Source organism: Streptomyces sp. NPDC029956 (genome assembly GCF_055574655.1).
On sequence record NZ_JBVHZJ010000021.1, the window covers coordinates 1 to 25162 of the forward strand.

Annotated in this window: 20 protein-coding genes; 11 read left to right on the top strand and 9 right to left on the bottom strand. The window is 72.9% G+C overall.

Annotated elements, in window-relative coordinates; all coding sequences use genetic code 11:
- Nucleotides 1-107 precede the first annotated feature (107 nt).
- The 5 genes from ACZ4XX_RS18610 to ACZ4XX_RS18630 all read right to left on the bottom strand — a co-directional run bounded on the left by ACZ4XX_RS18610 (nt 108) and on the right by ACZ4XX_RS18630 (nt 6258).
- Nucleotides 108-1550 carry a phytoene desaturase family protein gene (locus tag ACZ4XX_RS18610; RefSeq protein WP_468508943.1) on the bottom strand — a complete coding sequence of 481 codons (1443 nt, stop codon included), beginning with the start codon at nt 1548-1550 and terminating at the stop codon, nt 108-110.
- Between the two features lie 42 nt (nt 1551-1592).
- A complete protein-coding gene (locus ACZ4XX_RS18615) occupies nt 1593-2240 on the bottom strand; it encodes a DUF4126 domain-containing protein (RefSeq protein WP_468508944.1) in 648 nt (215 codons plus the stop codon).
- Between the two features lie 308 nt (nt 2241-2548).
- On the bottom strand, nt 2549-3157 hold the full coding sequence (locus ACZ4XX_RS18620) for a TetR/AcrR family transcriptional regulator (RefSeq protein WP_055604150.1): 609 nt from the start codon (nt 3155-3157) through the stop codon (nt 2549-2551).
- A 43-nt stretch (nt 3158-3200) separates the two neighbouring features.
- Entirely contained in the window at nt 3201-5297 is a 2097-nt protein-coding gene (locus ACZ4XX_RS18625; protein WP_468508945.1) for a YhgE/Pip family protein, read from the bottom strand.
- Nucleotides 5269-6258 (bottom strand): ATP-binding cassette domain-containing protein, encoded by a 990-nt coding sequence (locus tag ACZ4XX_RS18630; protein ID WP_468508946.1) that lies wholly within the window; start codon nt 6256-6258, stop codon nt 5269-5271. Before ACZ4XX_RS18630 ends, ACZ4XX_RS18625 begins: the two co-directional genes overlap by 29 nt.
- A 165-nt stretch (nt 6259-6423) precedes the next feature.
- Here ACZ4XX_RS18630 and ACZ4XX_RS18635 point away from each other — a divergent pair, with 165 nt between their 5' ends.
- The 3 genes from ACZ4XX_RS18635 (at nt 6424) to ACZ4XX_RS18645 (ending at nt 8533) form a co-directional block, all read left to right on the top strand.
- A complete protein-coding gene (locus ACZ4XX_RS18635) occupies nt 6424-6942 on the top strand; it encodes an SAV_6107 family HEPN domain-containing protein (protein ID WP_468508947.1) in 519 nt (172 codons plus the stop codon).
- 119 nt (nt 6943-7061) lie between these two features.
- Nucleotides 7062-7850: a class I SAM-dependent methyltransferase gene (locus ACZ4XX_RS18640; protein ID WP_037637496.1), complete on the top strand. Its 789-nt coding sequence runs from the start codon at nt 7062-7064 to the stop codon at nt 7848-7850.
- A gap of 272 nt (nt 7851-8122) precedes the next feature.
- Nucleotides 8123-8533 (top strand): DUF3040 domain-containing protein, encoded by a 411-nt coding sequence (locus ACZ4XX_RS18645; protein WP_266890881.1) that lies wholly within the window; start codon nt 8123-8125, stop codon nt 8531-8533.
- A gap of 298 nt (nt 8534-8831) precedes the next feature.
- On the opposite strand, the gene ACZ4XX_RS18650 is transcribed toward ACZ4XX_RS18645, so the two are convergent.
- The 4 genes from ACZ4XX_RS18650 to ACZ4XX_RS18665 form a co-directional block, all read right to left on the bottom strand.
- A complete protein-coding gene (locus ACZ4XX_RS18650) occupies nt 8832-11255 on the bottom strand; it encodes a transglutaminase TgpA family protein (RefSeq protein ID WP_468508948.1) in 2424 nt (807 codons plus the stop codon).
- Nucleotides 11252-12604 carry a DUF58 domain-containing protein gene (locus tag ACZ4XX_RS18655; RefSeq protein WP_468508949.1) on the bottom strand — a complete coding sequence of 451 codons (1353 nt, stop codon included), beginning with the start codon at nt 12602-12604 and terminating at the stop codon, nt 11252-11254. Before ACZ4XX_RS18655 ends, ACZ4XX_RS18650 begins: the two co-directional genes overlap by 4 nt.
- Nucleotides 12604-13620: an AAA family ATPase gene (locus tag ACZ4XX_RS18660; RefSeq protein WP_073917360.1), complete on the bottom strand. Its 1017-nt coding sequence runs from the start codon at nt 13618-13620 to the stop codon at nt 12604-12606. Before ACZ4XX_RS18660 ends, ACZ4XX_RS18655 begins: the two co-directional genes overlap by 1 nt.
- A 145-nt stretch (nt 13621-13765) precedes the next feature.
- The gene (locus ACZ4XX_RS18665; RefSeq protein WP_468508950.1) at nt 13766-14392 is read right to left on the bottom strand and encodes a beta-class carbonic anhydrase; all 627 of its coding nucleotides are present in this window, start codon (nt 14390-14392) and stop codon (nt 13766-13768) included.
- 265 nt (nt 14393-14657) lie between these two features.
- Here ACZ4XX_RS18665 and rsmH point away from each other — a divergent pair, with 265 nt between their 5' ends.
- The 8 genes from rsmH to ftsW are packed head-to-tail and all read left to right on the top strand — an operon-like array spanning nt 14658 to nt 25162.
- Nucleotides 14658-15614 (top strand): 16S rRNA (cytosine(1402)-N(4))-methyltransferase RsmH, encoded by a 957-nt coding sequence (gene rsmH / locus ACZ4XX_RS18670; protein WP_468508951.1) that lies wholly within the window; start codon nt 14658-14660, stop codon nt 15612-15614.
- Nucleotides 15611-16153, top strand: a complete 543-nt coding sequence (gene ftsL, locus ACZ4XX_RS18675) for a cell division protein FtsL (protein ID WP_468508952.1) — start codon at nt 15611-15613, stop codon at nt 16151-16153. Before rsmH ends, ftsL begins: the two co-directional genes overlap by 4 nt.
- A gap of 8 nt (nt 16154-16161) precedes the next feature.
- Nucleotides 16162-18144, top strand: coding sequence for a peptidoglycan D,D-transpeptidase FtsI family protein (locus tag ACZ4XX_RS18680; RefSeq protein ID WP_468509034.1), 1983 nt, complete (start codon nt 16162-16164; stop codon nt 18142-18144).
- 16 nt (nt 18145-18160) lie between these two features.
- Nucleotides 18161-19849, top strand: coding sequence for a UDP-N-acetylmuramoyl-L-alanyl-D-glutamate--2,6-diaminopimelate ligase (locus ACZ4XX_RS18685; RefSeq protein WP_468508953.1), 1689 nt, complete (start codon nt 18161-18163; stop codon nt 19847-19849).
- Between the two features lie 4 nt (nt 19850-19853).
- A complete protein-coding gene (locus ACZ4XX_RS18690) occupies nt 19854-21278 on the top strand; it encodes a UDP-N-acetylmuramoyl-tripeptide--D-alanyl-D-alanine ligase (protein ID WP_468508954.1) in 1425 nt (474 codons plus the stop codon).
- Complete coding sequence (mraY, locus tag ACZ4XX_RS18695; RefSeq protein ID WP_329277824.1) at nt 21275-22345, top strand: phospho-N-acetylmuramoyl-pentapeptide-transferase; 1071 nt, start codon at nt 21275-21277, stop codon at nt 22343-22345. The genes ACZ4XX_RS18690 and mraY overlap by 4 nt, the downstream gene beginning before the upstream one ends.
- Nucleotides 22327-23766 carry a UDP-N-acetylmuramoyl-L-alanine--D-glutamate ligase gene (murD, locus tag ACZ4XX_RS18700; RefSeq protein WP_468508955.1) on the top strand — a complete coding sequence of 480 codons (1440 nt, stop codon included), beginning with the start codon at nt 22327-22329 and terminating at the stop codon, nt 23764-23766. The genes mraY and murD overlap by 19 nt, the downstream gene beginning before the upstream one ends.
- Before the next feature lie 55 nt (nt 23767-23821).
- Nucleotides 23822-25162, top strand: a complete 1341-nt coding sequence (gene ftsW / locus ACZ4XX_RS18705) for a putative lipid II flippase FtsW (RefSeq protein ID WP_468508956.1) — start codon at nt 23822-23824, stop codon at nt 25160-25162.

A 25162-nucleotide genomic window follows, 5' to 3' on the forward strand; every position in this document is an offset into this window, starting at 1 on the left:
CCCCCCCCCCCCCCCCCCCCCCCCCCCCCCCCCCCCCCCCCCCCCCCCCCCCCCCCCCCCCCCCCCCCCCCCCCCCCCCCCCCCCCCCCCCCCACGTCCGTCTCCGTCTACCGGGAGCCGCGGAACTCCGCGCCCTCCACGATGAACCCCGCCACCAGCGCCCCCGACATGCCCGCGTGGGCGAGCCCGCCGCCCGGGTGGGACCAGCCGCCCGCGAACCAGAGGCCCGGCAGCGGCGAGCGGTTTCCGGCCGGGAGCAGCCGTCCGCCGGCCCCGGCGAGCGCGGGGCCGGGCACCTCGGCGACGCCCGTGTCCCGCCGTACGTCCTCCGGGGTGCGGACGTGCCGCCACACCGACCGCTCCGGGAGCCCCGGCACCGCGCGCCCGGCCGCCTCGACCATCCGGTCGGCGAAGGCCTCCCACCCGGCCGCGTCCCGCTCAGGGGACGTGCGGACGGTCGCCGTGACCGTCACCGACTCGTGGTCCGCGTCCGGGCGCAGCGCCGGGTCGTCGGGACGCAGCACGGTCACCGTCGGCCGCTCGCCCGCCGCGTGGACGACGGTGCGGTGGACCGCCTCCGCCTCCCGGGGACCGCGCAGGGCCAGACAGACCGTCACCCGGCCGGTTCCGGTGGCCTGGTGGCGCGGAAGGTCGTCGCCGCGGTCCCAATCGACGACGTGATCGCGGTGGAGCGCGGGCACCGGGGCCCCCGAGACGACATGGTCGGCCTCGACGGTCTCGCCGCCCGCCAGCCGCACGCCGACCGCCCGGCCGTCCTTCTCCAGGACGTCCTCCACGGGCCTGTCGAAGACGAACTCGACCCGCCGCTTCCGGCAGCGCTCGTACACCGCGTCGGCGAGCGCCCGCAGGCCCCCGCCCACGTACCAGCTGCCGAAGGTCTGCTCCATGTACGGCAGGACGGCGGCCGAGGCCGGCGCGGTCGCCGGGTCGAAGCCGTACGACCACGCGTACGCGTCGAGGAGGGCGGCGAGCCGGGGGTCGCGCAGTTCCCGCGCTCCGACCTGCGCGAGCGTCGTCGTCGGGCGGCGCAGCAGACCCGCCTTCAGGGCCGGGTACGGCTCACGGGCCAGCGGCGCCGGGTCGGCGGGCTGCGGCTCCTCGAGGAGCGGACGGCGGGTGCGGTCCCAGGCCTCGCGGGCCCGGACCAGGAAGTCGCCCCAGCGCTCGCCCGCGCCGGCGCCGAGCGCGGTGTCCAGAGCGGCGATCGTGCCGGCCCGGGAGGCGTTCGGCAGGTCCACGCGGGTGTCGTCGGCGAAGACATGACGGCTCGCCGGGTCGACCTGCGTCAGCGTGACGCACTCCTCCAGCGGTTCCTTGCCGGTCTTCACGAACAGGTCCCGGTACACGGCGGGCAGATGCAGCAGCCCCGGGCCGGTGTCGAACGCGAACCCGTCGCGCGCGAAGCGCCCGACGGCCCCGCCGTACGTCGCCCCCCGCTCGTACACCGTCACCCGGTGGCCCGCCACGGCCAGCCGGGCCGCCGCCGCCATGGCGCCGAGTCCCGCGCCGATCACCACAATCCGTGCCATGTCAGCGACTTTATCCGGCGCCTCGGACAGTCCCGAACGGGCTCAGAAGTGTTCCGAACCGTCGCCGGACGGCGGCCGGGCGCGGGCGCGGGCCTCCGCGTCGGCGAGCCGTCTCTCCTCGCGCCGCTGAGACCTGCGGCGCAGGAAGCGGCGGATCCGTTGCGCGAGGAAGACCAGTATCACCAGGCCGCCGATGAGCAGCAGGCCCGCGATGCTCGCCGCCGCCACCGGATGGAAGAGCGCGAAGGTCACGATGGCCGCCACCCCGAGGTCCTCCGCCAGGCTCAGCGCGACGTTGGAGAACGGCTCGGGCGTGGTGTTGACCGCCATCCTCGTCCCGGCCTTGACGAAGTGGCTCAGCAGGGCCGTCGAACCGCCGACCGCGCCCGCCGCCAGCTCCGGCAGCGAACCGTTCTGCCCGGCGAGCAGGGCGCCGACCACGGCCCCCGCGATCGGCCGGATCACCGTGTGGACGGAATCCCATATCGAGTCGACGAACGGGATCTTGTCCGCCACCGCCTCGCACAGGAAGAGCACACCGGCCACGACGAGGACATCGGTGCGCTGCAGGGACTCGGGCACCTCGTCGGTGAGCCCGGTCGCGCCGAATACGCCGAACAGCAGGACCACCGCGTACGCGTTGATCCCGCTCGCCCAGCCGCTGGTGAACACCAGGGGGAGTACGGACACGCCCGCGATCGTAACCAGTCTGAGTATCCGTACCTAGGGGGCGAGATGAGTAGGTACGCGGATGAGTCCCGGACGCCGAGACGGAAGAGTGGAGTCCACGGAAGGGGCGCGGCCCCGGGAACCGCCGACACGGGGCGGCGGAACCGGGGCCGTGTGCCTGCCGCAACGGGGCACGGGGGTGTCACGGGGGATGTACGGCGAAGGCCGGTTCGGCGAGGCTCGGGGGGATCGAGCCTCGACGGACCGGCCTTTTCCGTGCGCGCGACTCGCGGCGAGGCCCTGGACGACCCCGACCGGCCGGACACCGCCTAGCGGCCGCCCACCCGGCCGTGCAGCAGCCGGGAGAGCGCCGCGTGCACGTCGTCGAGCGAACGCTCGCTCTGGAAGGCCTGCCAGTCGAGCGCCGCCACGAGCACCATCCCGACCAGCGCCGCCGCCGTCAGCTGGACGTCGATCTCGTCGCTCAGCTCACCGGCCGCGACCGCCTCCCGCAGCACCCCCTCGACCACCGCGACCGCCTCCTGGCGGACCACCAGGAGCGTGGAGTTCCACGCCCGGTTGGTGCGCCAGAGCTCGGCCACGTACAGCTGGGTGAAGGCCGGGTAGCGGTCGATGAAGACCAGACCCGCCCGGATCATCGCGTCCAGCGCGTCGACCCTGCTCCCGCCGCGCCCGGCGGTCTCCTCGGCCGCCGTGCGCAGCGAGGCCGTGAGCAGCGACACCCCGTGGCGCAGCAGCTCCTCGAAGAGCTCGGTCTTGCTCTTGAAGTTGTAGTAGACCGTGCCCTTGGCCACGCCGGCCCGCTCGGCGATCTCGTCCACCGTCGTCGCGGAGAAGCCCTGCTCCGCTATGAGGGTGACGGCCGCCTCGTAGAGCTTCGCGCGCGTGGCCTGGCGTCGGGTGCTGCTGCTGTCCATGGGGTCGATTCTCACAGGTGTCGCGGGCGTCACAGGCCCCGTCTCACAGGGTCAGTTCGGGGTGGAGCCGGTCGAGCGTCCAGACCTGCTTCCTGCGGGCGGACACGGCGGTCAGCGCCAGGGCGCCCAGGGTGAACGCGGCGAGCACCGCGCAGGCCTGCCAGACGGGTCCGATCCCGCCGCCCGAGATCAGCCGGCGCAGGGCCTCGACCACGTAGCTCATCGGCAGGAAGGGGTGGACGGCGTTGAAGAAGCCCGGACTGGTCTGTACGGGATACGTACCGCCCGCCGAGGTCAGCTGGAGCATCAGGACCGCGAGGACCAGGATGCGGCCGGCCGCGCCGAAGCGGGCGTTGAGCCACTGGATGATCGCGGAGAAGCAGCAGGTGACCAGGGCGAGGAAGCCGACGGTTCCGGCGGCGCGGGCCATCTGGAGGCCGAGGCCCCAGTGCAGGACCGACATGAGGGCCGCGACCTGGAGGATGCCGATCGCCGCCACCGGGAGCCAGCCCGCGAGGGCGATCCGCCAGGCGGAGCCGCCGGCGGCCAGCGCGCGCCGGTTCAGCGGCTGGATGATCATGTACGCGACCATCGCGCCGACCCAGAGGGAGAGCGGGATGAAGTACGGGGCGAAACCGGTGCCGTAGTTCGGCGCCTTGTGCAGCGACTGGGAGGCCAGCTGTACGGGATCGGCCATGACCTCCGTACGCCGGTCGCGGTCCTGCTCGTCGTAGTCGGGGATCCGGTCGACCCCGTCCTTCAGGCCGGAGGCGAGGGTGCCCGAGCCGTCGGCCAGCTTGAACAGACCGCCGTCGAGGTCGCCCGCGCCCTTCTTGAGCTTGCCGACGCCGGTGTCGAGGTTCACGGAGCCGGTCCTGGCGCCGCTGATGCCGGTGTGCAGCTTCTCCGCGCCGGCGGCGACCTTCTTCGCGCCCGCGTTGAGTTCGTTGATCTTCCGGATGGCGTCCTCGACGTCCTCGTCGAGGCGCGGGGCGCGGCGGGCCAGCTCGTCGGCCTGCGTCGTGAGCTTCACGAGCCGTGCGTCGAGGGTCTTGAGGTCGCTCTTGCCGCCCTTGGTCAGCTCGTGGACGTCGTCCGCGATCGTGGCGACGTCGCCGGCGGTGACCGAGGCCTCCTTGAGCTTGGCGCAGACGGTGGGGAACGCGGCGGCGGCCTCCGGCTTCGCCACGCACTCCTCCCGGTGGGCCTTGGCCAGCTCGTCGTCGGCCACGTGCGCCGCGCCGCGGATCACCGGGGCGCGCTTCACCAGGTCGTCGAGGTTGTGACGGACGGCGGTGGCGGAGTCCGAGACGAGCCGGGCGGTGTCGCGGATCGACCTGCCGTTGTTCGCCAGATAGGGGCGGACCCTGTCGGCGGTGCCGTTCACCTTGTCGGCGAGCCGCTGCGTGCCGTTCGCGACCTTGCGGGAGCCGCTCTCCAGGTCCTTGGCGCCCTTGTCGAGCTTCTTCAGGCCGGCGGCCAGGTCGCCGCTGCCGGTCTTGGCGTCCTTGAGGCCGTTCGCCAGGTCCTTCGAGCCCTTCTTCGCCTTGTCCACGCCCTGCTTGAGGTCGCCCGCGCCCTTGGCCGCCTTCGCGGTGGCGTCGTGGATGTCGGAGAAGGAGATGAAGATCTTGTCGAGGAAGGTGCGGGACGACTTGGTGGAGGCCGCGGTGCGGACCTCGGAGAACACCGTCCGGGAGATCTGGCCGACGATGTAGTTGTTGGCGTCGTTCGTCCGCACCCGCAGGGCGCCGGTCTCGGGGGAGTCGCCCGAGCTGGAGGCGATGCGCGAGCTGAAGTCGCCGGGCATGGTCAGGGACAGGTAGTACGTGCCGTCCTCGACGCCCTTGCGCGCCTCGGCGTCGCTCACCCGGTGCCAGGCGAAGGTGTTGCTGTCCAGCAGTCCCTTGGTGATGTCGTCACCGGCGTTGATCTTCTTGCCGTCGGCGGTGGCGCCCCGGTCCTCGTTGACGAGGGCGACGGGGATCTTGTCGAGCCTGCTGTACGGATCCCAGAACGAGTACAGGTACAGGGCGCCGTACAGCAGCGGCAGCAGCAGGATCGCGACGAGCGCGGCGCGCGGCAGCTTTCCCCTGCCGAAGCGCTTCAGCTCAAGCGCGGCCAGTTTCGGCGAGCGCATCGGCCGCCCCCTCCTCGGTCGTGTCTTCGGTGAGATCGCCGTCGGCCCCGTCGGCCCCGTCGGCGGCTTTGCCGGCCTCGTCGGCCTCGTCGGGCGCGTCGGCCGTGCCGGGCTTGCCGGGCTTGCCGGACACGGGGGCCTCGTGCGTCTCGACGGCGGTGTCGGCGGTGTCTGCCTCGGCGCCGGCGGTGTCTGCCCGGGCCTCGGCGGTGTCTGCCTCGGAGGCCTCGGAGGCCTCCACGTCGGTGGCGGCGTCGAGCGTGGTGATCCGCAGGGCACCCGCGGGGGCCTCGCTGCAGACCGCCAGGACGGTGGTCCCCGCGTCGGCCACCGAACGCAGCAGCGCCCAGGCTTCGGCCCGGTCGGCGTCCGAGAGCTTCAGGTCCGTGTCGTCCACGGCGAGCAGTCGCGGCCTGCCCATCAGGGCCAGGGCGATCGAGAGCCGCAGTGCCTCGAGCCGCTCCAGATCGCGTACGGAGGTCCGGTCGCCCTTAGGGAGGGAGGCCAGGTCGAGCCCGGCGGCCGTCACCGCCTCGTCGATCCGGGCCCGGGCCGCCGCGCGCCGCTCGGACGGCCGGCGCAGGAGCGTCCGGACGGAGCCGTCGAAACGGCGCTGGAGCAGGGCCCGCTCGCCCAGGTGCTCGGCCACCGTGAAGGCCGGATCGAGCTCGCTGACGCCGGGGACGTGCCCGAGGGCGCTGATCCGGCGCACTGCCGCCATCTTCTTGGGCAGCGGCAGGCCGCCGACCTCGGCGGTGCCCTCCTTGGCCTTCATCCGCCCGGTGAGCGCGAGCAACAGGCAGGTGCGGCCCGAGCCCGAGGGCCCCTCGATCGCCACCAGCGTGCCCGGCCCGGCCCGGAAGGAGACCTCCCGGAACGCCCAGCCGCGCGGCCCCTTCAGGCCGAATCCGTCCGCGACGACGGCGGCTCCGTGCGGCCGCTCCTCGGCTTCCGCTCCCACGGGCCCACCCCCCGATTCCCCTTTTTGAACTGACTGGTCAGTGCAAAAGTTACCCCCGAGTGGGGTTCTCCAGCAAAAGCCCAGGTCAGCGTGATTGTCAGTGGGGGCGGGCACGATGGACACATACGGCCACGAAGCCGTCACGCGACGACAGGAGGACTCGTCATGGCAAGCCCTTCCGCAGCAGCCGCGCCCCGCCGACGCCCCACCCCCGCGCAGGCGGGACCCGCCTCCGACATCCACCCCGTCCCGCGCGCCGCCGCCGCCCCGCCGGCCGCCCTCGACCTCCTCGCCAAGGCGCGTGCCGGACTCGCCGAGGCCGCCGCGCTCGACCGCCCCCACGAGCGCTACGCCGCGGCCCACCTGGCCGCCCTGCGGGCCGCCGCAGCCGTGCTGGCCGCACGGGCCAGGCCCGAGACCGGGCCCCGCCGCCGGCAGCGGATACGGAGCGCCTGGGAACTCCTGGCCGAGCTGGCGCCCGAGCTGACGGAGTGGTGCGCCCTCTTCGCCTCCGGAGCCGAGCGCAGGGCCCGCGCCGAGGCCGGGATCGCCGGCGCCGCGACCCGGCGCGAGGCCGACGACCTGCTCAGGGACGCCGCCTACTTCCTGCGCCTGGTCGAGCGGCTGCTCGCCCTCCGGCCGGTGCTGCCCCGGCAGCCGGACGCGGACGAGACGGGCGGCTGACCACGCCGCGGGTCCGGGGGTGCGCCGCCGATCGGGCCGGGTTCGCGGCGTGATCGGCAAGGCACCCCCCAGGCCATAGGGTGGGGGCGTCCGTACCCGTCACCGAGGAGTCAACAGCCGTGCCGGACCCTTCCCCTGTCTTCGGTCGAGAGGCGACCTCGCGCCCGTCGCGCGCCTCCCTGCGTACCGCCGTCGTCTGGGACGTCCTCAAGGACGCCCTCGACCGCCGGGTCGAGGCCACCGGGAAGGACAGCCTCGACGTCCTCGACACCGGCGGCGGCTCCGGGAACTTCGCGGTCCCGGTCGCCCGCCTCGGCCACCGGGTCACCGTCGTCGACCCCAGCCCCAACGCGCTCTTCGCACTGGAGCGCCGCGCCGCCGAGGCCGGGGTCGCCGACCTCGTCACCGGCGTCCAGGGCGACATCAGCGGCCTCTTCGACGTGGTCGGACGCGAGAGCTACGACGCGGTGCTCTGCCACGGGGTCCTGGAGTACGTCGACGACCCCGCCGAAGGCGTACGGAACGCGGTCGCCGCGCTCCGGCCCGCAGGCAGCCTCAGCCTGCTCGCCGCCGGACTCGGCGGCGCGGTCCTGGCCCGTGCCCTCGCCGGACACTTCACCGAGGCCCGGCACGCGCTCTCCGACCCGGCGGGCCGCTGGGGCGCGGGCGACCCCGTACCCCGGCGCTTCACCGCCGAGCAGCTCACCGAACTGGCCGACGGTGCAGGTCTGGACGTCGGCGCCGTCCACGGCGTCCGGGTCTTCGCCGACCTCGTTCCGGGCGTCCTCGTCGACACCGAACCCGGCGCGGCCGAGGCCCTGCTCAAGCTGGAGGCGGCCGCCGCCGAGCTGCCCTCCTTCCACGCCATCGCCACCCAGCTGCACGTCCTGGGCGAGAAGCGGGCCTGAGCCGGACGGCCACCCGTTCGGCGGTGCGGGACGCGGCACTCCATGGAGTACGCCACAGCCCGCCCGATAACGGGCTCTGCCCCGTATGATCGGGGGACAGCATCCGGCATGACGGAGGAGGGCCTGGGGAATCAACGCCTCAGCAACCGATCCGCATGGCGGCCCGGATTGGCTATTCGGCATTGAGGGCGGGTTTCACGGGGGCGATTCCCTGCCTATCCTGAAAGGGCCGCAAACCGGTCGCCCCCGCGACCGACGACTAGGAGGACTCCGTGCCGCTCTCGGAGCACGAGCAGCGAATGCTCGAGCAGATGGAGCGAGCGCTGTACGCCGAAGATCCCAAGTTCGCGACAGCGCTCGAGGGAAGCGGACTGCGTACGTACACCCGGCGACGGGTCTACCAGGCAGTCGCCGGCTTCCTGGTGGGTATCGCGCTCCTCATGGCCGGAATGGTCGCACAGCAGATCTGGATCAGCGTGGTGGGATTCCTCGTCATGCTGGGCTGCGCGGTCCTGGCGGTCACCGGATGGCGCAAGGCGCCGAAGCCGGGTGAGCAGCAGCAGGCCACCAGGAGTGGGACGACGGCCGGTGGCCGTCAGACCCGGCAGCGACGCTCCATGATGAACCGGATGGAAGAGCGGTGGCAGCGCCGCCGCGACGAGCAGCAGGGTGGCGGCCACTGACGGCCCCCTGAGCGGAGGCCCCGCGAAACGAACCGACGAAGCCCCGTGGGGCCCGCGCGACAGCGCCGGCGCCACGGGGCTTCGCCGTGACCACCGGCTCCGCCGAGGCGGCGCCCACGCGTCCGGCGGGCCGGGTCGCGGGCCTCCGCACCCCGTGCGCGGCCCCCATGGAGGGAAGCGAAGGCACGGCGCGGTACGGGCGCGGCGCAGGCGGGGCTTCGTGTGGGTCCGCGGCCCCGCACGGGGCGCGGCCGTGTCCGGTGGAGGCCCGGGTCGGAGCCCGGGCCTCCCCCGGGTGTCAGCTGCGGCGCAGGCGGGGCTTCGCGCGGGCCAGCAGTGCGTCGCGCCGCAGCGACCACCTCGCCGTCGCCTCCGCCCGGCGCGCCGCCGTCGACCATCGGACCCGGGCGGCCGACCGAGGCGCCAGGAGCGCGCGCAGGCGCGTGCGGCGGTCCGCCGCCGCGTGGAAGCCCGCCCGGATCAGGGCCGCCTCCTCCGCCAGACCCGAGACCGGCCGCGGGTTCGGCGCGTACAGCGCCTCCTCGACCGCACGGGCCACCCGGTGCACGGCCTCGCCGCCCGGTTCGCCCAGTTCGCCCAGCCGGACGATGCGGGCCGCCGTGCGCCTCGGGGTCTGCGACTCGTCCGGGGCGACCCCGTAGTCCCAGGCCGTGTCGATGATCTCCTGCCAGACCGCGAGCGTCCGCGCCGCGGTCTCCTCGGGGCCGCGTGCCCCGGCCGCCCCGGCCGGACCCAGCCGGCGTGCCCGTACCCGTGTGCGCCACAGGAGGGGGAGCAGGGGGATCGTGAGGACCGCCAGGACTCCGACGACGATCAGGACCACCGTGAGGGGGTCGGGGCCCCCGCCGGACGTGTCCGCGCCGGCCGCCGCCTCCTCCGGGCCGCAGTCGCCGAGCCGACGCTCCTGAGGCGTGCAGCCCTCCGAGGCGCTGGGCGCGGCGGACGGCTGCGCCGAGGCGCTCTGTTCCGGCTGGGCGGGGCCGGTGGCCGCACCCGAGGGCGTGTTGTCCAGGGTGTACGAGGGGGTGGAGCCACGCGAGGGGGTCGGCTCGAACCGCGTCCAGCCCGCACCCTCGAAGTACAGCTCGGGCCACGCGTGCGCGTCCCGGATGCCGACCGAGACCGAGCCGTCGGTCTGCGTCGTGCCGGGCATGAAGCCCACGGCCACGCGGGCCGGGATGCCCAGGGAGCGGGCCATCGCCGCCATCGAGAAGGAGAAGTGGACGCAGAAGCCCTCCTTGTCCTTCAGGAACCGGGAGATCGCCTGCACACCGGTGCCGGACTCGACGTCCACGTCGTAGCGGAAGCCGCCGTCCCGGGCGAACCATTCCTGGAGCTTCACCGCCTGCTCGTAGTCGCTGCGCGCGCCCTTGGTGACCCGGAGCGCGGTCGCCTTCACATCGGCCGGCAGCGAGGCGGGGACCTTGGTGTACTCGCGGCGGAGCTTCTCCGGGGCCTCACCGGCCGCGGCCAGCTGCTCGGACGTCGGCTGTACGTCGAGGCTGGAGACGGTGTAGCGGGCGCCCTTGGTGGTCTGCTTGTCGTCGCCGACGAGCATCCGGCCGGTCGGCTCGTACCGCCAGCGGCCGTCGATGTCGACGCGGCCTGCCGGGTACGGCATCGGCAGCCACTTCTGCTCGTACCCCTCGGAGGCGACGAAGTTGCTGGTCACCTCGGTGATCCGGACGCTCTGGGAGAGTCCGTCCGGCCAGGGCAGCTGCTTGGGCACGGCTTCGATCGGGCGGGCCGAGGACTTCCACGAGGTGCCGTCGAACTGGTCGAGCGCGACCAGCCGCAGGTACAGGTCGGAGGTGTCGCGGGCGTTGGTCCGGTAGCGCAGCACCTCCCGGTCCTCCGGCTGGCGGAGGTTGTTCTGGAGGGAGACCAGCGGGTTCACGGCCGAGATCATGCCGCCCCGGCCCTCGCCGTCGGTTCCCTCGCCGTTGCCGTTGCCGATGAGGCCGCCGGTGAAGCCGGGCAGCGCGAACGGGACGACCAGGGCGACACCCATGGCCACGGCTCCGATGCGGCGGCCGGTGCGGGCCGGGGCGAAGGTGGTGCCGGCGCCGCCCGCGACGGACGAGCCGGGCCGGGCGGAGCGCTGGGCGCCGCCGAAGACCCGTCCCCACTGCGAGAGGCGGTCGCGGCCCTCGGCGAGGAGGAGCAGCAGATAGCCGGAGGCGGCGAGGAGGAACCAGAGCCAGCCGGCGCCGCCGCCGGAGAGACCGGCCGCCACCGAGTACAGGGCGAGCAGCGGAAGACCGGCCGGGGCCGCCTTGCGGAAGGTGACCGCGAGGGTGTCCACCATGAGGCCGATGGTGACCACGCCGCCGACCAGCATGAGCCGGATGCCCTCGGTGTCCGGCGCGGGGATCGCGTACCGGCCGACGTCCTCGGCGCCCGCCGCGAACAGGTCGGCGGCGTGCGTGACGGCCTGCGGGCCGGGCAGGAACCAGAGGATCGCCTGCTCGCGGGCGAAGATCGCGGTCAGCGCGAGGAGCGCGACGGCGAGCTGGGCGAGCAGGGTCAGCGGCCGGGCCAGCGGTGCCCGGCGGGCCAGTGTGCCCGCCCCGCTCACCAGGGCGAGGACGAAGGCGGCCGTGAAGATCCAGGTCGCCGGTTTCACCAGGGGAAGCAGTGCTCCGGACGCCATCAGGGTGGCGCCCCAGGCGGCCAGGGTCAGCCGTGCGCGCCCGCTCATGACCATCCTCCGTAGGTGTCGGCGGCGGACTCCGCGTGGACTCCGGCCGCCTGCTGCCACAGGTCGGCGAGCTTGGCGGCGGGCGGTACGGCCAGCGCCGTCCAGCCCGCCTCGCGCAGCTGCCGTACCCGGTCCTCGACGGCCCCGGTGACCGCGCCGCCGGTCAGCCAGGTCCCGGAGTCCAGGACGAAGGCGACGGCCGCACCGGTGCGGTTCCGCATCCGGGCGGCGAGGGCCGCCTGCTCCTCGTCGAGATCGCCGACGAAGGCGACGAGCAGTCCTTCGTCGCCGCCGCGCAGCAGGTCGGAGGCGCGGGAGAGACCGCCGCCCTCGGAGTGGTCGACGACCGCGAGGGTGTCCATCATCAGACCGGCGGACTCGGCCGAGTCCTGGGCCGAGCCGGCGAAGCCCTCGGTGCCCTCGCCGGGAACCGAGGTGCCGGTGTCGGTGACGAGCCGGACCGCGTAGCCGCGCTCCAGCATGTGGACCAGCGCGGAGGCGGCGCCGGAGACCGCCCACTCGAACGCCGAGTCGGGCCCTGAGCCCTGGTAGGCGATCCGGCGGGTGTCGAGGAGGACGGTGCAGCGGGCCCGCTGCGGCTGCTCCTCGCGGCGGACCATCAGCTCGCCGTAGCGCGCGGTGGAGCGCCAGTGCACCCGGCGCAGGTCGTCACCGTGACGGTAGGCGCGCGGAATGATGTCGTCGTCGCCGGCGAGGGCGAGCGAGCGCTGCTGTCCGTCTCCGTACCCCGAGGCCTCGCCGACGAGCTTCACCGGCGGCAGCGCCTCGGTCCGCGGGACGACGGTGAGGGTGTCGTACGCGCTGAAGGAACGGGTCAGCTCGCACATCCCGAAGGGGTCGTTGAGCCGCAGCTGGAGCGGTCCCAGCGGGAAGCGGCCGCGCAGGTCGGAGCGGACCCGGTAGGACACCTCGCGCCGGCCGCCCGCCTCGACCCGGTCGAGGACGAAGCGGGGGCGGGGGCCAAGCATGTACGGCACGTGGTCCTGGAGCATCAGCAGCCCGGTGGGGAGCTTGGAGACGTTCTCCATCCGCAGCTGGACCCGGGCCTCGGCGCCCGCCTCCACCCGCTGCGGGGTGAGCCGGCGGGAGGCCGCGACCCGGTAGCGGGTGCGGTGCAGCACGAGGACGCAGATCAGCGGCAGCGCGGCGAGCAGCAGCCCGACGCGCAGCAGGTCGGCCTGGCCGAGGACGTACGCGCAGGCGGCGGCGGCCACTCCGGCGGCGAGGAAGGAACGGCCACGGGTGGTGAGACCGCCGAGGGCGGCCCGCAGGCCACCCCGGTCGTCCTCGTCGCCCCGCTGTCCGTCCGGCACGGCGGCGCTGGTCATCACAGCCGCCGGGCGCCGGGCTGCTGGCCGTAGAGCGGTCCGGCGGGCGGGGCCGCGGCCGGGACGGGGGTGCGCTGCAGGATGTCCTGGACGACCTGCTCGGCGGTGCGGCGGTTCAACTGGGCCTGCGCCGTCGGCAGCAGCCGGTGGGCGAGGACGGGCGCGGCGAGTGCCTGGAGGTCGTCGGGCAGCACGTACTCGCGGCCGCTGAGCGCCGCGGAGGCCTTGGCGGCCCGCAGCAGGTGCAGGGTGGCCCGCGGGGAGGCGCCGAGCCGCAGGTCGGTGTGGGTGCGGGTGGCGGAGACGATGTCGACCGCGTACCGGCGTACGGCGTCGGCGACGTGGACCGCGCGGACCGCCTCGATCAGCTTGAGGATGTCGTGCGCGTGGGCGACCGGCTGGAGGTCGTCCAGCGGGGAGGCCGAGCCGTGCACGTCGAGCATCTGGAGCTCGGCCTCGGCGCTGGGGTAGCCGATGGAGACCCGGGCCATGAAGCGGTCGCGCTGGGCTTCGGGCAGCGGGTAGGTGCCCTCCATCTCGACCGGGTTCTGCGTGGCGACCACCATGAACGGGCTGGGCAGCTCGTAGGTCTGGCCGTCGACGGTGACCTGGCGCTCCTCCATGGACTCCAGGAGCGCGGACTGGGTCTTCGGCGAGGCGCGGTTGATCTCGTCGCCGATCACGATCTGCGCGAAGATCGCGCCCGGCTTGAACTCGAAGTCCCGGCGCTGCTGGTCGAAGATCGACACGCCCGTGACGTCCGAGGGCAGCAGGTCCGGGGTGAACTGGATACGGCGCACCGAGCAGTCGATGGACCGCGCCAGGGTCTTGGCCAGCATGGTCTTGCCGACGCCGGGGACATCCTCGATGAGGAGGTGTCCCTCGGCGAGCAGCACGGTCAGCGAAAGCCGTACGACCTCGGGCTTGCCCTCGATCACGCTCTCCACCGATCTGCGCACCCGCTCCACAGTGGTGGTCAGATCAGTGAGGCTCGCTCGATCGTCATAGGTGGTCACCCGGCCCTCCTCGGCCTTCCGGAACACGGACACCTGCCCCCGTGGGATCTTCGGAGGGTGTCGCACCCCAGCATTCTTGTTCGCATGGCCGGGTCGTGTCACTTGCGCGTGGACAAGTGCGAGGGAAATGCCGGGCTTTGGGTGTTTAAGCCGGGTCGGCCTGGGTGTCGGTCGCGGGATCGATCTCCCGCAGGAGGCCGGTGGTCACGTCGAAGACGAAGCCCCGGACGTCGTCGGCGTGCAGCAGGAAGGGGGAGGTCCGCACCCGCTGCATCGACTGCCGTACGTCCTGGTCGACGTCGCGGAAGGCCTCGACCGCCCAGGCCGGACGCTGGCCGACCTCGTCCTCCAGCTCGTGCCGGAAGTCCTCGGTCAGCGATTCCAGGCCGCAGCCGGTGTGGTGCACCAGCATCACGCTGCGGGTGCCCAGGGCGCGCTGGCTGATGGTGAGCGACCGGATCACGTCGTCCGTGACCACGCCGCCCGCGTTGCGGATGGTGTGGCAGTCGCCGAGCTCGAGGCCGAGCGCGGCGTGCAGGTCGAGACGGGCGTCCATACAGGCGACGACGGCGACGCGCAGCACGGGACGCGCGTCCATGCCCGGGTCGGTGAAGTCGGCGGCGTAACGCGCGTTCGCGTCGACGAGACGGTCGGTGACCGTGCCGCCGTTGCGTATGGCGTCGGCAGAGGGGTGCGCGAAGGTCGACATGCTTCCGACGGTAATGGTCACAGCCCTTACGGGCCTGCTGTGAGAGGGGACAAAGAACCTCAATGAGCCTTGTTGTGAGCTAACCCACAGGCCTGGACGGCCCCGCCCCGAACGGGTGAGCCGTCCGGAATGTCCCCTCGGCTCTCCGGCGCCGTGCGACGCGCCAGCCGGTTGATTGACCGGCGGGTCCCGTGGACTAAAGTGACGCGAAGTTCACGGAGACAACGAGCGACTTCCGCGGTTTCTCCCCCCGTGTGTGCGGCGGTACCTACGGCTCGGCCTTCTTACCCGCTCGCCCGTACCTCCGCGCCGGATCTGAGAGGGCGCATTGAGCAACGACCGACACGTCCCGGTCATGCTCCAGCGGTGCCTGGACATGTTGGCCCCCGCCCTGAAGCGCCCCGGCGCGGTCGTCGTCGACTGCACCCTGGGCCTCGGCGGTCACAGCGAGGCACTCCTGCAGCAGTTCCCCGAGGTGCGGCTCGTCGCCCTCGACCGGGACAAGGAGGCCCTGCGGCTCTCCGGCGAGCGGCTCGCCCCGTACGGGGACCGCGCCACCCTCGTCCACGCCGTGTACGACGAGCTGCCCGAGGTCCTCGACCGGCTCGGCCTCCCCACCGTCGACGGCGTCCTCTTCGACCTGGGCGTCTCGTCCATGCAGCTGGACGAGGCCGACCGCGGCTTCGCCTACGCGCAGGACGCCCCGCTCGACATGCGCATGGACCAGACGACCGGCATCAGCGCGGCCGAGGTCCTCAACACCTACGCACCCGGCGAGCTGGTCCGCATCCTCCGCGCGTACGGCGAGGAGAAGCAGGCCAAGCGGATCGTCTCGGCGATCGTGCGCGAGCGCGACAAGGAGCCGTTCAGCAACAGCGCCCGGCTCGTCGAGCTCATCCGCGACTCCCTGCCGCAGGCTGCCAAGCGCACCGGCGGCAACCCGGCCAAGCGCACCTTCCAGGCCCTGCGCATCGAGGTCAACCGCGAGCTCGACAGCGTCGAGAAGGCCATCCCGGCCGCCGTGAAGGCCATCGGCGTCGGCGGACGCGTCGTCGTCCTCTCGTACCAGTCCCTCGAGGACCGGATCGTCAAGCAGGTCTTCGCGGCCGGCGCGGCCACCACCGCCCCGCCCGGACTGCCGGTCGTCCCCGAGAAGTACCAGCCCCGGCTGAAGCTGCTCACCCGTGGCGCCGAACTGCCCACCGAGGAGGAGGTCGCCGAGAACCGGCGCGCCGCCCCGGCCCGCCTCCGGGGCGCCGAGCGGATCCGGGAAGACGTCCTGTGAGCACGGCGAAGGGGCCGCTCAAAGGGAGGGCCGCGCGGCTCGGACGGCTCATGCCGTCGGGGCCCAGCTCGGCCGCCCGCACCCCCTTCGTCCTGCTGGTCGTCGTGCTGCTCGGCGGCGGCCTGATCAGCCTGCTCCTGCTGAACTCGGCCCTCAACCAGGGCTCCTTCCAGCTCAACGAGCTCAAGGACAGGACCACCGAGCTCACCGACGAGGAGCAGGCGCTCCAGCGTGACGTCGACGACTACGCGGCCCCCGACGCCCTGGAGCGGCGGGCCCGCGAACTCGGCATGGTCCCGGGCGGCAGCCCGGCCTTCCTGGGCCCGGACGGCAAGGTGCTCGGCGAGCCCTTGGAGGCCGCCGCGCCGACACCCACCCCGACGCCGAGCCGGAAGCCGGCCCCGGGCGAGAGGCCCACGCCGCCCACCGCCGGCTCCCCGAAGCCGGGGGCGACCGCCGCGGGCGCCACCGGTCCCGCGCAGACGGCGCCCGCACGCGCCCCCGCATCGCCACCCGACCCGACGAACTCCGGCAGGTGACCCGCACAGTGCCCCCCAAGGAGCCCCCGCGCCGCCGTGTCCCCGGACCCGCCCGGCCCGCGCGCCCCCGGCCCGCCTCCGCCGGGGCCCGCACCTCCCGCCCCGCCCCGCGCCCGGCCGCGAAGCGGACCCCACCGCGGCCCCCGGCCCGCCGGCCGCGCACCATCCGGCTCGGCAGCCCCCGGCCCCGGCTGCGGCTGGTCTCCCTCGGTCTGACCCTGGTCATGACGGCCTTCGTGGTGCGGCTGCTCCAGGTCCAGGCCGTCGACGCCAGCGCGTACGCGGCCAAGGCCGACAAGTACCGCTTCCAGGAGTACACGCTCTCCGCCGAGCGCGGCGAGATCACCGACCGCAACGGCATCGCGCTCGCCGCCAGCGTCGACGCGTACGACATCACCGCCGACCCGCAGCTCTTCACGCCCGAGGTGTCCAAGGTCCCGGACGCGCCCGAGCAGGCCGCCGCCCTCCTCGCCCCCCTCCTGGGCAAGGAGCCCGCGGAGCTCGCGAAGAAGCTCCGTACCCCCAAGTCCCGGTACACGCTGCTCGCCCGCAAGCAGACCCCGCAGGTCTGGAACCAGATCAAGGACCTGCGGCGCGTCTACGGGCAGAAGGCCCAGCGCTCCGCCGGCGGCAACGGGGCCAACCTCCTCGGCGGCATCCTCAGCGAGCCCAGCACCAAGCGCGTGTACCCGAACGGCGAACTCGCCGCCGGGATACTGGGCTACGTCAACGCCGAGGGCAAGGGCGCCGGCGGCGTGGAGTCGATGCTCGACCCGGAGCTCGCCGGCAAGGACGGCAAGATCCGCTTCACCCAGTCCGGCGGCCGCCAGGTGCCCACCGCGGGCTCCCAGGGCACGCCCGCCGTCCCCGGCTCCGACATCGAGCTGACCATCGACCGGGACATCCAGTGGGCCGCCCAGCAGGCCATCACCGAGCAGGTGGCGAAGTCCAAGGCCGACCGGGGCTATGTCGTCGTGCAGAACACGAGGACCGGTGAGGTCCTCGCGATGGCCAACGCCCCCGGCTTCGACCCCAACGACCTCTCCGCCGCCAACGCCGCCTCCATGGGCAACGCGGCCCTCCAGGACGCCTACGAGCCCGGCTCCACCAGCAAGGTCATGTCCATGGCCGCAGTCCTGGAGGAGGGCAAGGCGGCCCCCGGCACCCATGTCACCGTCCCCAACCGGCTCCACCGCGGCGACCGGCTCTTCAAGGACGACATCGACCACCCGACCTGGTACCTGACGCTCAACGGCGTCCTCGCCAAGTCCAGCAACATCGGCACCATCCTCGCCACCGGCCAGCTGGGCGCCACCCAGGCCGAGTCGAACAAGGTCCTCCACACCTACCTGCGCAAGTTCGGCATCGGCAGCCCCACCGGCCTCGACTACCCGGGCGAGACCGCCGGCATCCTGGCCAAGCCGCAGGACTGGTCCACCTCGCAGCAGTACACGATCCCCTTCGGCCAGGGCCTCTCCGTGAACGCCATGCAGGCCGCCTCCGTGTACTCGACCATCGCCAACGGAGGCGTACGGGTCGAGCCGACCCTCGTCCGCGGCACCAAGGGACCCGACGGACGCTTCACCCCGTCGCCCAAGCCCGAGGAGTCCCGGGTCGTCAGCGAGAACACCGCCAAGACCCTCGCCCAGATGCTGGAGTCCGTCGTCGACGACCGGGAGGGCACCGGCAACAAGGCCGCCATCCCCGGCTACCGCGTCGCCGGCAAGACCGGCACCGCCAACCGCGTCGACCCCGAGCTCGGCCGCTACAAGGGCTACACCGCCTCCTTCGCCGGTTTCGCCCCCTCCGACGACCCGCAGATCACCGTCTACTGCGCCATCCAGAACCCCACCAAGGGCAGCTACTTCGGCGGCCAGATCTGCGGCCCCATCTACAAGAAGGTCATGGAGTTCGCCCTCAAGACCCTCCACGTCGCCCCCACGGGCAGCGAGCCCGCCCGACTGCCGGTCGTCTTCGACCCCACCCCGTGACCCTCCGGGAGCACCAGTGACAACGATCACCCCCCATTCCGGGAACCGGAAATCGAACTCCGGCGAGGCCCCGGGCTCTTTTGGCCCCCTGCAGGGTGCGCCCGGTACGCTCACCGCCGTGCCACACGCTGATCAGTACCGAACCGCCCCGCCCCGGCCGGAGCAGGCCCGCCCGACACCCCTGGGCGACCTGGCCGCGCAACTGGGGGTCGACGCCCCCGGAACCGCCGAGATCTCGGGCATCACCCACGACTCCCGGGCCGTGCGACCCGGCGACGTGTACGCGGCCCTGCCCGGCGCCCGCGCCCACGGCGCCGACTACGTCGCCCAGGCCGCCGGACTCGGCGCCGCCGCGATCCTCACCGACCCGACCGGCGCCGAGCGCGCCGCCGCCACCGGTCTGCCGGTCCTGGTCGTCGAGAACCCGCGCGGCCGGATGGGCGAACTCGCCGCCGCGATCTACGGGCGGCCCGGCGCCGACCTCCTCCAGATCGGCATCACCGGCACCTCCGGCAAGACCACCACCGCCTACCTCGTCGAGGGCGGCCTGCGCGGCTCCGGACACCACACCGGGCTCGTCGGCACCGTCGAGATGCGGATCGGCGACGAACGCATCAAGTCGGAGCGCACCACCCCGGAGGCCACCGACCTCCAGGCGCTCTTCGCCGTCATGCGCGAGCGGGGCGTCGACGCGGTCGCCATGGAGGTCTCCAGCCACGCCCTCGTGCTCGGCCGGGTCGACGGCTGCGTCTTCGACGTCGCCGTCTTCAACAACCTCAGCCCCGAGCACATGGAGTTCCACTCCGACATGGACGACTACTACCGGGCGAAGGCCGGGCTGTTCACGCCCGAGCGCAGCCGCCTCGGTGTGGTCAACCTCGACGACGCCTACGGCCGCAGGCTGGCCGGCGAGGCGACCGTCCCGGTCGTCACCTTCTCCGCCGAGGGCCGCGCCGACGCCGACTGGCGCGCCGAGGACCTCGTCCTCGGCTCCCACGACTCGACGTTCACCGCCGTCGGACCCGCGGGGGAGCGGATCTCCGCCACGGCCCCGCTGCCCGGCCCGTTCAACGTCGCCAACACCCTCGCCGCGATCGCCACCCTCGCCTCCGCGGGCATCGACTCGAAGAGCGCCGCCGAGGGCGTCGCCGCCGTCCCCGGCGTACCGGGCCGTCTGGAGCGGGTCGACGCGGGCCAGCCGTACCTCGCCGTCGTCGACTACGCGCACAAGACGGACGCCGTCGAATCGGTCCTGCGCTCCCTGCGCGAGGTCACCGAGGGCAAGCTCCACGTGGTCATCGGCTGCGGCGGGGACCGGGACACCACCAAGCGCGGCCCGATGGGCGCCGCCGCGGCCCGGCTCGCCGACACCGCCGTCCTGACCTCCGACAACCCCCGCTCCGAGGACCCGCTCAAGATCCTCGCCGCCATGCTCGCGGGCGCCGCCGAGGTGCCCGCGGAGGACCGCGGCGAGGTGCTCGTCCTCGCCGACCGCGCCGCGGCCGTCGCGGCCGCCGTCGCCCGCGCACAGCCGGGCGACACCGTCCTCGTCGCGGGCAAGGGCCACGAGCAGGGCCAGGAGATCGCCGGGGTGGTACGCCCCTTCGACGACCGACAGGTCCTGCGTGAGGCCATCGCCGACCGCTCGCACACCCGGGCTTCCGCGCCGGGCGGAACAGCCAGCCACCAGAACAGTCAGGGATGAAGCAGTGATCGCCCTCTCCCTCGCCGAGATCGCCGAAATCGTCGGCGGGCAGGCGCACGACATACCGGATCCGGCCACCCGGATCACCGGGCCCGTCGTCATCGACTCCCGCGAGGTGCGGGCCGGCAGCCTGTTCGCGGCCTTCGCCGGTGAGCACGTCGACGGCCACGACTACGCGGAACGCGCCGTCGCGGCGGGTGCGACGGCCGTCCTCGCCGTCCGCCCCGTCGGCGTCCCCGCCATCGTCGTCGACGACGTCCAGGCGGCGCTCGGGGCCCTCGCCCGAGCCGTCGTCGAACGGCTCGGCACCGATGTCGTCGCCCTCACCGGCTCGGCCGGCAAGACGTCCACCAAGGACCTGATCGCCCAGGTCCTCGACCGCCACGCGCCCACCGTCTGGACGCCCGGCTCGCTCAACAACGAGATCGGCCTGCCGCTCACGGCGCTCCGCGCGAGCGACGAGACCCGGCACCTGGTCCTGGAGATGGGCGCCCGCGGCATCGGGCACATCCGCTACCTCACGGGGCTCACCCCGCCCCGTATCGGCCTCGTCCTCAACGTGGGCACCGCCCACATCGGCGAGTTCGGCGGCCGGGAGCAGATCGCCGTGGCCAAGGGCGAGCTCGTCGAAGCGCTTCCGTCGGCCGAGGAGGGCGGTGTCGCCGTCCTCAACGCCGACGATCCGCTGGTCCGCGCGATGGCGAGCCGCACCAAGGCCCGCGTGACCTTCTTCGGCGAAGCGGACGAAGCGGCCGTACGGGCCGAGAACGTCCACCTCACAGAGTCCGGACAGCCTTCTTTCAGGCTTCACACACCCACCGGGTGCAGTGACGTGACCTTGCGCCTGTACGGTGAGCACCACGTGTCGAACGCGCTCGCAGCGGCCGCCGTCGCGCACGAGCTGGGCATGCCTGTCGAAGAGATCGCCACCGCGCTCTCCGAGGCCGGCACCCTGTCGCGCTGGCGCATGGAGGTCACCGAGCGTCCGGACGGCGTGACGATCGTCAACGACGCCTACAACGCGAACCCCGAGTCCATGCGAGCCGCCCTGCGCGCGCTCGCGGCCATGGGCAGGGCCGCACAGGCCCGAGGGGCTCGTACGTGGGCGGTGCTCGGCAAGATGGCCGAGCTCGGTGACGCATCGCTCGTCGAGCACGACGCGGTCGGACGGCTCGCCGTCCGGCTCAACGTCAGCAAGCTCGTGGCGGTCGGGGACAGGGAAGCGTCCTGGCTGCAACTGGGCGCATATAACGAGGGTTCGTGGGGTGAGGAGTCGGTGCACGTGTCCGACGCGCAGGCGGCTGTCGACCTGTTGCGCAGTGAGCTGCGCCCGGGGGACGTCGTCCTTGTGAAGGCGTCCAGGTCGGTCGGCCTCGAACAGGTCGCCCTGGCGCTCCTCGACACCGAGGGCGAGGTCGCCGTCCGATGAGGCAGATCCTCTTCGCGGGGGCCATCGGGCTCTTCCTGACCCTGATCGGCACCCCGCTGCTGATCAAACTCCTCGCCCGCAAGGGGTACGGGCAGTTCATCCGCGACGACGGCCCGCGCGGCCACGCCGGGAAGAAGGGCACGCCCACCATGGGCGGCATCTCCTTCATCCTGGCCACGCTCATCGCGTACGCCCTGGCCAAGGTCATCACCGGTGAGGACCCGACGTACTCGGGCGCCCTGGTGCTGTTCCTGATGGCCGGCATGGGCCTCGTCGGGTTCCTCGACGACTACATCAAGATCGTCAAGCAGCGTTCGCTCGGCCTGCGGGCCAAGGCGAAGATGGCCGGCCAGCTGATCGTCGGCATCGCCTTCGCCGTGCTCTCGCTGCAGTTCGCGGACCTGCGCGGGCTCACGCCCGCCTCCACGAAGCTCTCCTTCATCACGGACTTCGGCTGGGCCATCGGCCCCGTGCTGTTCGTGGTCTGGGCGCTCTTCATGATTCTCGCCATGTCCAACGGCGTGAACCTGACGGACGGTCTGGACGGCCTCGCCACCGGCGCCTCGGTGATGGTCTTCGGCGCGTACACCTTCATCGGGCTCTGGCAGTTCCAGGAGTCCTGTGCGAACGCCATGACCCTGACCAACCCCAACGCCTGCTTCGAGGTGCGCGACCCGCTCGACCTCGCCGTCGTCGCCTCCGCGCTCATGGGCTCCTGCTTCGGCTTCCTGTGGTGGAACACCTCGCCCGCCAAGATCTTCATGGGTGACACCGGCTCGCTCGCCCTCGGCGGCGCCCTCGCCGGTCTCGCCATCTGCTCCCGTACGGAGCTCCTGCTGGCCCTGCTCGGCGGCCTGTTCGTCCTGATCACGATGTCCGTGGTCATCCAGGTCGGCTCGTTCAAGATGACCGGCAAGCGCGTCTTCCGGATGGCGCCACTCCAGCACCACTTCGAACTCAAGGGGTGGTCCGAAGTCCTGGTCGTCGTCCGGTTCTGGATCATCCAGGGCATGTGCGTGATCGTGGGCCTGGGCCTCTTCTACGCGGGATGGGCAGCGGACAAGTGACAGAACAGCTCGACTGGAACGGCAAGAGGGTCACCGTCGCGGGACTCGGGGTGTCCGGCATCCCGGCCGCCCGCGTCCTGCACGGCCTCGGCGCGCTCGTCACCGTCGTCAACGACGGCGACGACGAGCGCTCCCGGGCCCAGGCCGCGGAACTCGAGGCGGAGGGCATCACCGTCCGCCTCGGCGACGGGGCCACCCTGCCGTCCGGCACCGAGCTGATCGTCACCACCCCCGGCTGGCGGCCCGACAAGCCGCTCTTCGCGGCCGCCGCCGAGGCGGGCGTGGACATCTGGGGCGACGTCGAACTCGCCTGGCGGCTCCGGGGACCCGGCGCGGCCCCCTGGCTCGCGGTCACCGGCACCAACGGCAAGACCACGACCGTCCGGATGCTCGCCTCGATCCTGCAGGCGGCCGGACTGCGGACCGCCGCCGTCGGCAACATCGGCGTCTCCCTCCTCGACGCCGTCCTCGGCGAGGAGGAGTACGACGTGCTCGCCGTCGAACTCTCCAGCTACCAGCTCCACTGGGCGCCGTCCGTCCGCGTCCACTCGGCCGCCGTGCTCAACCTGGCGCCCGACCACCTCGACTGGCACGGCTCCATGGAGGCGTACGCCGCCGACAAGGGCCGGATCTACGAGGGCAACCAGGTCGCCTGCGTCTACAACGTCGCCGACAAGGCGACCGAGGACCTGGTCCGCGAGGCCGACGTCGAGGAGGGCTGCCGGGCGATCGGTTTCACCCTCGGCACCCCCGGCCCGTCCGAAGTCGGCGTCGTCGAGGGCATCCTCGTCGACCGGGCCTTCGTCGAGAACCGGCAGAAGAACGCCCAGGAGCTCGCCGAGGTCTCCGACGTCCAGCCGCCGGCCCCGCACAACATCGCCAACGCCCTGGCCGCGGCCGCCCTGGCCCGCGCCTTCGGCGTCGACGCCAAGGCCGTACGCGACGGCCTGAAGGCCTTCCGGCCCGACCCGCACCGCATCGAACTGGTCGAGGAGGTCCAGGGAGTCGCGTACGTCGACGACTCCAAGGCCACCAACACCCACGCCGCGGAAGCCTCGTTGGCCGCCTACGACCCGATCGTCTGGATCGCCGGCGGCCTCGCCAAGGGTGCGACCTTCGACGAGCTCGTCCAGAAGTCGGCGAAGCGCTTGCGCGGGGCCGTACTGATCGGCGCCGACCGGGCCCTGATCCGGGAAGCCCTGGCGCGACACGCCCCGGAAGTACCCGTGGTGGACCTCGACCGGACCGACACTGGGGCGATGTCCGAGGCGGTCCGCGAGGCGACCCGGCTCGCCCACGCGGGGGACACGGTGCTCCTCGCCCCGGCCTGTGCCTCGATGGACATGTTCACCAACTACAACAAGCGCGGCGAGGCCTTCGCGGACGCGGTCCGCGCCCTCGCCGCCACCGGGGACGCCTGACCCGACCCGTGGGAGGGTCCGGCAGGACCGGGCACGACCGGAGGGGGCAGCGACCATGCCGAGCAAGATCGCAGGGACACGCGGACCCTCCGCCGTACGCGGCGGAGGGCGGGCCCCCGCGTCCCCGCGGCGACCCCGCGGCGGGGGCCTGAGACGGCTCCACGAGCGGGCACGGAAGGCCTGGGACCGGCCTCTCACGGCGTACTACGTGATCATCGGCGCCGGCATGCTCATCACCGCGCTCGGCCTCGTGATGGTCTACTCCGCCTCGATGATCACGGCACTCCGCTACGAGCTGGTGCCCTCCTACTTCTTCCGGAAGCAGTTCTTCGCCGCGCTCCTGGGCACCGGACTGCTCCTGGTCGCCTCACGGATGCCCGTGAAGCTCCACCGGGCCCTCGCCTACCCCATCCTGGTCGGCGCGGTCTTCCTGATGGTCCTCGTGCAGATCCCGGGGATAGGGCACTCCGTCGGCGGCAACCAGAACTGGATCTCGCTGGGCGGCCCGTTCATGCTCCAGCCCAGCGAGTTCGGCAAACTGGGGCTGATCCTCTGGGGCGCGGACCTGCTCGCCCGCAAGAACGACATGCGGCTGCTCACGCAGTGGAAGCACATGCTGGTGCCGCTGGTCCCGGGCGCCTTCATGCTGCTCGGACTGATCATGCTCGGCGGCGACATGGGCACCGCGATCATCCTCACCGCGATCCTCTTCGGCCTGCTGTGGACCGCCGGAGCGCCCACCCGGCTCTTCGTCGGGGTGCTCGCGGTGGCCGGCGCCCTCGGCGCGCTGCTCATCAAGACGAGCCCGCACCGCATGGACCGGTTCCAGTGCATCGGGGCCTCCGACCCCGGCGGCGAGGGAGCCCCCTGCCTGCAGGCGGCGCACGGAATCTATGCTCTGGCGTCGGGTGGATGGTTCGGTTCCGGACTCGGTGCGAGCGTCGAGAAATGGGGCCAACTGCCCGAGGCGCACACCGACTTCATCTTCGCGGTCACCGGTGAGGAACTGGGTCTCGCGGGGACGCTGTCGGTACTCGCCCTGTTCGCGGCCCTAGGCTATGCGGGTATCCGCGTGGCCGGAGGCACGGAGGACCCCTTCGTGAGGTTCGCCGCGGGAGGTGTGACCACCTGGATCACGGCTCAGGCCGTGATCAACATCGGTGCGGTGCTCGGTCTGCTGCCGATCGCCGGTGTCCCGCTCCCGTTGTTCTCCTACGGTGGGTCGGCCCTGCTGCCGACCATGTTCGCCGTCGGGCTCCTCATCGCCTTCGCGCGACAGGAACCCGCCGCGAAAGCGGCCCTGGCCATGCGCCGCCCCGGCTGGGGCAAGCGGGCCGGGGTGAGATGGAAGTCGATGCGACGGCGCGTCAAGAAGCGCCCGTCCGGAGAGCGGTGA